This is a genomic window from Bacillus sp. AM 13(2015), from assembly GCF_001518755.1.
Lineage (GTDB): Bacteria > Bacillota > Bacilli > Bacillales > Bacillaceae > Bacillus > Bacillus safensis.
In genome coordinates, this window is sequence record NZ_LKCP01000073.1 from 60,241 (window position 1) to 67,219 (window position 6,979).

Here is a 6,979-nt window from a genome sequence, read left to right on the forward strand (position 1 = left end):
TGATGGGATTGACATTGCAGCAATTGAAGGCAAACGCCGCAGAGTGGCTGCTCTTAAAGGTCAAATATCCGCTTGAGTATAGACTGAGCCGCAAAAGACTGCCAGAGCTGAGTCATCAGAAGAAAATCATTCTCACGCTGCTGCCGGGACATGATAATTTGGGGGATCATGCGATTGCCTATGCGAGTTATTGTTTTTTAAAGAAACACTTTCCAGCCTATGACATCATAGAAGTGGACATGAAAGAGATCTATCGCCTCGCTCGTCCGCTAAAGCGCAGCCGGCACCCAGAAGACATCGTCTGTATGATCGGTGGGGGCAATATGGGTGATTTATACCGATACGAAGAATGGACGAGACAATTTATCATCAAGACCTTCAAGTCCTATCCTATGATCCAGCTGCCTGCTACTGTTCATTTTACAGAAACAAAGGAAGGGAAAAGGGAGGAGCGCCGCGCCATACACACGTATAAGCAGCACCCAAGACTGCTCCTCATGGCAAGAGATCAAACAACCTATGAATGGATGAAGCAGCATTTTCCTGATCAAGATGTGTGGAAACAGCCTGATATGGTGCTGTCATTAGACGAATCATCAAAGGATGAAACACGTGAAGGGGTTCTGCTTTGTCTGCGTGAGGATCAAGAAGCATATCTCACAAAGGAGGAGCGCCAGCAGCTGCAGCAGTATATCCAAGAGACATATGATCAAGTCGGTTTGATCACAACGACAATTGGCAGACGGGTCGATCGAACAACTCGCTTGGAGGAGTTAACGTCTTTGTGGACGGAGTTAAAACAAACGCAGGTCGTCGTGACAGATCGTCTGCATGGCATGATCTTTTGTGCGATCACTCATACACCGTGTGTTGTCCTTAGATCGTTTGATCATAAGGTGATGGAGGGATTTGAGTGGGTGGCTCACCTTCCGTTTATGACCCTTTTAAAAGAACCAAATGAGGCCGCTGTGAAAGAGGCCGTTCATCAGCTGATGAAAACAAGCGGTCAAAAGGGAGAGGAAGCTGGATGAGGGCTCTTAAACGCTGCGTGAAAGCACAATGAATCGAGCGTTTCTTTATAATGCCAGTGCGAACTTAATCACATTTGTCCTGATGATGCTCATGTCTGTTTGTTTAACACCTTATATTGTTCATACGCTTGGAGTGGAAGCATTCGGCTTAATCCATCTGACGCAAAATATGATCAACTATTTATCGGTCATTACCGCTTCGTTAAGTGCGGTTGTTGTGCGTTTTTTTTCTGTGGCGGCTCATAAAGGAGAGATGGAGAAGGCGCAGCGCTATCTCGCTTCCTATTTCGTCAGTTCGTTTTTACTATCTATTAGTCTCTTTTTGCTTTGTCTTTTCATATCTCATCAGCTGGTTGAGTGGCTTCATGTGCCCGATCATCTCGCAAAAGACACACAGACCGCCTTTATTTTAGGGGGTCTTTTATTTATGCTCAATTTCGTCATGTCTGGCATTGGGGCTGCACCGTTTTATGCGAATAAGCTCTATGTATCAAGTGTTGGACAGGCAATTCAAATGTTTCTGAGAGCACTGATGATTATCATCCTGTTTACATGGACGACACCAGCCATTTGGCATATTCCACTTGCGGCCGTCATTGGAAGCTTAGCGGCTATGGGAATCGGTATCTATTATTTTAAAAAACTCATCCCTTGGTTTTCGTTTAAGTGGCGGCATGTCTCATTATCGTCTAGTCTCACTCTTGTTCGATCAGGGGTCTGGCATTCATTTGAGCAAATGGGGATTTTGTTGTTTTTACAAATTGATTTATTGATGACCAACTTGCTCATTGGAGCTGAAGCGACAGGCAAATATGCGGCGATTTTACAGTTTCCATTATTATTACGCACACTGGCAGGAACACTGGCCGTTGTGTTTGCACCAACAATTACGAAATTTTATTCGAATCAGGACAAAGAGGGACTTATTCAATATGCTGCAAATGCTATTAAGTGGAGCGGCTTATTTGTTGCGTTCCCAGCCGCGCTTTTAGGAGGTCTCGCTGGTCCGCTCATGCTTCTATGGCTTGGCCCTGCTTTTGAGGAGCTGAAATGGCTTCTCATGATTCATGCGGCTTATTTATGTTTGACCTTGATGTTTTTACCGCTCACATATGTGCCAACCGTGTTTAATCGTTTTAAAGTTCCTGCGGTTGTCACCCTTATATTAGGTGTGTCTAATGTGCTTTTTGCCTATGGATTGACTCATATGCTGCAGCTCGGTTTATATGGCATTGCATCAGCGGGGGCAATGGTTTTATTGATCAAAAATATTGTGTTTCTGCCATTTTATACGGCTAGCATCACGAATCAGAAACGCACTATCTTTTACAAGCATACGCTGGTTCCGCTTGCAGGAGCGCTATTTATTTGGGGCGTCTGCGCAGGAATTCAAGCGGTATATAACGTGACTTCATGGTGGGAGCTGTTTTGTATTGGCGGGCTTTGTTTCATTCTCTATATGGGCTACTTGTATGTGTTTGCAGGAACGAAACGAGAGCGGATGCAGCTGATGCGTAAGGTAAAACATGCGGTCTCCCGCTAATATGAAAAGGAGATGCAATGATGAAAAGAATGATCGATGTGATGGTGGCATTGACGCTGCTCATCGCAGGCAGTTTTCTTTTTCTTCTCATCTATGGACTCATTAGATGGAAAATTGGAACGCCTGTGGTGTTTCGGCAGAAGCGGCCTGGTCTGTATGGTAGGCCTTTTATGCTCTATAAATTTCGGACAATGACCGATGAACGCGACGAACATGGGGAGCTGCTGCCAGATCATCTGCGTTTAACAAAAACCGGCGCCTTGATTCGAAAGCTTAGTCTTGATGAATTGCCGCAGCTTGTCAATGTACTCAAAGGAGAGCTCAGTCTCGTCGGGCCAAGACCGCTTTTGATGGAGTATTTGCCTATGTATACAGAAGAACAAGCAAGGCGTCATCTTGTAAAGCCCGGCATAACAGGATGGGCACAGGTGAACGGCCGAAACACGCTTTCCTGGGAGGAGAAATTCACCTATGACCTTTGGTATGTCGAGCATCAATCGTTTTGGCTCGATATGAAAATTCTATGGATGACCTTGCTGAAAGTCATGAAAACAGAGGGGGTGCAGCAGCCGGATCATGCCACAGCTGAAAAATTCAAAGGAACCGATATGTAAGAAGCAAACCATTGGTTTAATTGGGGCTGGAGGACATAGCAAAGTCATCCAAGATCTCATTTCTGCACATTCCGATTACTCATTATGTGCGGTGTTAGATGATCAATTTGAAGAAGTGGTCACTCAAAGCGGGATTTTGTATGGACCGATATACATGAGTGAGCAGCTGAGAAAGACCATGCCACATATGAAATGGCTGATTGCGATCGGACAAAATGAGATCAGACAGCTCATGAAGGAACGCCTCTCATTTGAAAACACAGCGTACGCCACACTCATTCATCCAGAGGCGGTCATAAGTCCGTCAGCTGTCATTGGAAGGGGGACTGTCGTGATGGCAAGGGCAGTGGTACAAGCAGATGCAGCCATCGGTGAGCATGCGATTATGAATACAGGATCTATCGTGGAGCATGACTGCATACTCGAATCGTTTGTGCACCTGTCACCAGGCGCGGTTCTGACTGGCGGTGTTTCCGTGCGGGAGGGTGCACATATTGGGGCAGGTGCCGTCGTGACACCGGGTACAACGATTGGAAGCTGGACGGTCATTGGCGCTGGAGCAGCAGTGACAAGAGATATACATGATCAGAAGGTTGCGGTAGGAATTCCTGCAATGGAAATCAAAGATCGGAAAGAAGGTGGAAAGTGATGAAAGAAAAGAAGCGAATTTACTTATCTCCTCCGCATATGAGCGGAAAAGAGTATCTCAAAATAGAGGAAGCCTTCAAGAGCAACTGGATTGCGCCGCTTGGACCGCTTGTGAATGAATTTGAGCAGACAGTAGCGGACTATGCAGGAGTGAAGACAGGCGCGGCTTTATCCTCAGGAACAGCGGCGATTCACCTTGCTTTAAAGCTGATAGGTGTACAAAAAGAAGACATTGTCTTTTGTTCCACCCTCACGTTTGTTGCAACGGCAAATCCGATTTTATATGAACAAGCGTCGCCCGTTTTTATTGATTCTGAAAGGGAGACGTGGAATATGTGCCCGCTTGCTTTAGAGAAAGCCTTTGTTGAATCAAAACGTCTTGGTAAAAAACCTCGCGCGGTCATTGTCGTCCATTTATATGGGCAAAGTGCAAAAATGGACGAAATCATGGCTCTGTGTGAAGCATATGATGTACCCGTCATTGAGGATGCGGCTGAATCGTTAGGTGCGCTGTATAAAGGAAGGAAAAGCGGCTCAATGGGCAGGTTCGGTATCTATTCTTTTAATGGAAATAAAATCATTACAACATCAGGGGGCGGAATGCTTGTGAGTGATGATGAGGCTGCGATTGAACGATGCCGCTTTCTTGCGTCACAGGCCAGAGAACAAGCCATGCACTATGAGCATCAAGAGATGGGCTACAACTATCGTATGAGCAACCTCTTAGCAGGGGTCGGGATTGCTCAAATGGAAGTGTTGGACGAGCGTGTTGATCAAAAGCGCCGCATTTTCCAGCGTTATCAGGACGCTTTATCAGAAGCGGATGGTCTTCATTTGATGCCAGAATATCAAGAAACGAAATCCAACCGCTGGCTGACGGCATTGACCATTGATCGTGATACAAAATTGTCTCCAGCAGATATCATTCTTGCTTTAGAAAAAGAACAAATCGAAGCAAGGCATGTATGGAAGCCGCTACACCAGCAGCCGCTCTTTCGTCATTGCCCTTTTTATACTGCGGAAAAAGGGACGCCTGTATCCGAGCTGTTATTTGAGAGGGGGCTTTGTCTCCCGTCTGGAACGAGCATGACAGATGCAGATCAGGAGCGTATCATCCATATACTTCATGACATGCTGCGAGAAAAAACATTTACCTCTTCACAGGCTGCTCATTCGTAAGCAGCCTTCCTCTCTTTCTATCAAATTCCTCATTTTGTGGAATAATTAGGAATAAGTATTGTCATGTCGTTTCAAATATGATATTGACAAGGGCTCCCTTCCTCCTTAAAATGAAAATGATTATCAGCATCAATTAGGAGGAGCAACTTATGACTATTTGGAATTATTTCCCTAAAATTAAAATAAATACTGTGTTACCCTTCCTGCTTATTTTCTTTTTATTAGTAGGATGCTCTCAAACAAACAATGGAGCGGATGGAAACAAGGATCACCCTGACATGATCACTATGGCGTGGCCAAGAGATATTGGTGAAATGAATCCACACGTATACAACCCATCACAATTGTTTGCACAATCAATGATTTATGAGCCGTTGGTGAGCTATCAAAAGAATGGAAAGCTGAAACCAGAATTAGCGAAATCATGGGATGTTTCAAAGGATGGCAAGGTGTATACGTTCCATTTAAGAGACGGAGTAACATTCTCAGATGGCTCTGAATTTAATGCGGATATTGTTAAAAAGAACTTTGATACGATTTTAAAAAATAAAGATTTACATAGCTGGTTAGGTGTCATTAAGAAAATCAAAAAGACAGAAGCCGTTGATAAAAAGACATTTAAACTCACATTAACAGCACCATATTATCCAACTGTTCAAGAATTAGCCGTTGTTCGTCCAGTTCGTTTCTTAGGTGAAGCAGGCTTCCCTAAAAACGGAGATACGTCAAAAGGAATTGAAAAACCAGTGGGGACAGGCCCTTGGATTTTAAAAACATATAAGAAAGATGATTATGCTATTTTCGAACGAAATGATCATTATTGGGGAGAAAAACCAAAGGTAAAAGAAATCAAGGTAAAGGTTATCCCAGATGCGGAAACGAGAGTCATGGCATTTGAAAAAGGTGATGTGGATCTACTTTACGGAGAAGGAACCATTAGCCTTGATTCCTACAAACAGCTAGAGGCAAGCGGCAAGTATGAAACGAAAATGTCAGAGCCTGTTGCAACGAGACAGCTTGTCATGAACACAAAAGTGGATCAGCTGTCAGATGAGAAAGTGCGTCATGCCCTTCAATATGCCTTCAATAAAAAATCAATGGTAGAAGGGGTCACTTCTGGTTTAGAGGATGAAGCAGATCACATCTTGCCGACAAACATGCCGTATACGTCAAACATTCAGGTGAAGTCTTTCAAATATGATGTGGATAAAGCCAAAGCATTGCTGGATGAAGCGGGCTGGACACTTCCAAAAGGAAAATCCGTTCGTGAAAAAGATGGGAAAAAGCTTGAGTTCAGCATGATGTATGACTCGGCAGAATCGATTCAAAAGCGATGGCAGAAACGCTGCAAGCCGAATGGGCAGCCGTTGGTGTCGGCGTCAAGCTTGAGGGTGTGGATTTGGCCACACAGGTTCAGCGCTTTAAAGCCAATAAGTTTGATATGAACTTCTTTAGCAACTACGGAGCGCCGTATGATCCGCATACGTTTATGAACGTTCTCTCATCAGATGGATTTGGATTCAAAGAAGCCATTTCAGCCTACCCAAATAAGGAAAAGCTGATCAAAGAAATGACGGAAATTCCATCAACAACAAATGAAAAGAAACGTAAAGCACTGTATTCGTCTGTCTTATCCTCTTTACAGGATCAAGGGGCAATTGTGCCAATCTCTTATTTTAAAAAGACAGCCGTTTATCAAAAAGCTGTGAAAGACTTTGAATTCCCTGCGAATCGTGATGAACAACCTTTCACAGGCATTAAGCTGAAGTAACAGAAGGAAGGTAAGGAAATGGGCCGCTATATCGTCAAACGATTGCTATCAATTATTCCTGTATTTTTATTAGCCACACTGCTCACAACTGGTATGATTCACCTTTCGCCAGTTGACCCGGCTGAGGCATATTTAGCAGCGGCTCATATCCAGCCTACGGATGAAATATTAGCGCAAAAACGAAGTGAATTTG

The 6,979-nt window shown here is 44.2% G+C and carries 5 protein-coding genes and 2 pseudogenes; all 7 read left to right on the forward strand.

Going from position 1 to position 6,979, the window contains the following annotated elements; translation table 11 throughout:
- Positions 1–8: 8 nt before the first annotated feature.
- Complete coding sequence (locus tag AOQ70_RS12795; protein WP_231730873.1) at positions 9–1,031, forward strand: polysaccharide pyruvyl transferase family protein; 1,023 nt, start codon at positions 9–11, stop codon at positions 1,029–1,031.
- A 28-nt stretch (positions 1,032–1,059) separates the two neighbouring features.
- Positions 1,060–2,574 (forward strand): MATE family efflux transporter, encoded by a 1,515-nt coding sequence (locus AOQ70_RS12800; protein ID WP_059376651.1) that lies wholly within the window; start codon positions 1,060–1,062, stop codon positions 2,572–2,574.
- A gap of 20 nt (positions 2,575–2,594) precedes the next feature.
- Positions 2,595–3,188 carry a sugar transferase gene (locus AOQ70_RS12805; RefSeq protein WP_059376661.1) on the forward strand — a complete coding sequence of 198 codons (594 nt, stop codon included), beginning with the start codon at positions 2,595–2,597 and terminating at the stop codon, positions 3,186–3,188.
- Complete coding sequence (locus AOQ70_RS12810; RefSeq protein WP_059376652.1) at positions 3,151–3,837, forward strand: acetyltransferase; 687 nt, start codon at positions 3,151–3,153, stop codon at positions 3,835–3,837. Before AOQ70_RS12805 ends, AOQ70_RS12810 begins: the two co-directional genes overlap by 38 nt.
- The gene (locus tag AOQ70_RS12815; protein ID WP_059376654.1) at positions 3,837–5,015 is read left to right on the forward strand and encodes a DegT/DnrJ/EryC1/StrS family aminotransferase; all 1,179 of its coding nucleotides are present in this window, start codon (positions 3,837–3,839) and stop codon (positions 5,013–5,015) included. The genes AOQ70_RS12810 and AOQ70_RS12815 overlap by 1 nt, the downstream gene beginning before the upstream one ends.
- A 149-nt stretch (positions 5,016–5,164) precedes the next feature.
- Positions 5,165–6,786, forward strand: a pseudogene (gene nikA / locus AOQ70_RS12820) (nickel ABC transporter substrate-binding protein).
- 18 nt (positions 6,787–6,804) lie between these two features.
- Positions 6,805–6,979, forward strand: a pseudogene (locus AOQ70_RS12825) (nickel ABC transporter permease subunit NikB); the annotation flags it as partial.

Coding starts and splice junctions, on each gene's coding strand:
- AOQ70_RS12800 (WP_059376651.1), top strand. CDS start 1,060: ATGAATCGAGCGTTTCTTTATAATGCCAGTGCGAACTTAATCACATTT.
- AOQ70_RS12805 (WP_059376661.1), top strand. CDS start 2,595: ATGAAAAGAATGATCGATGTGATGGTGGCATTGACGCTGCTCATCGCA.
- AOQ70_RS12810 (WP_059376652.1), top strand. CDS start 3,151: ATGCCACAGCTGAAAAATTCAAAGGAACCGATATGTAAGAAGCAAACC.
- AOQ70_RS12815 (WP_059376654.1), top strand. CDS start 3,837: ATGAAAGAAAAGAAGCGAATTTACTTATCTCCTCCGCATATGAGCGGA.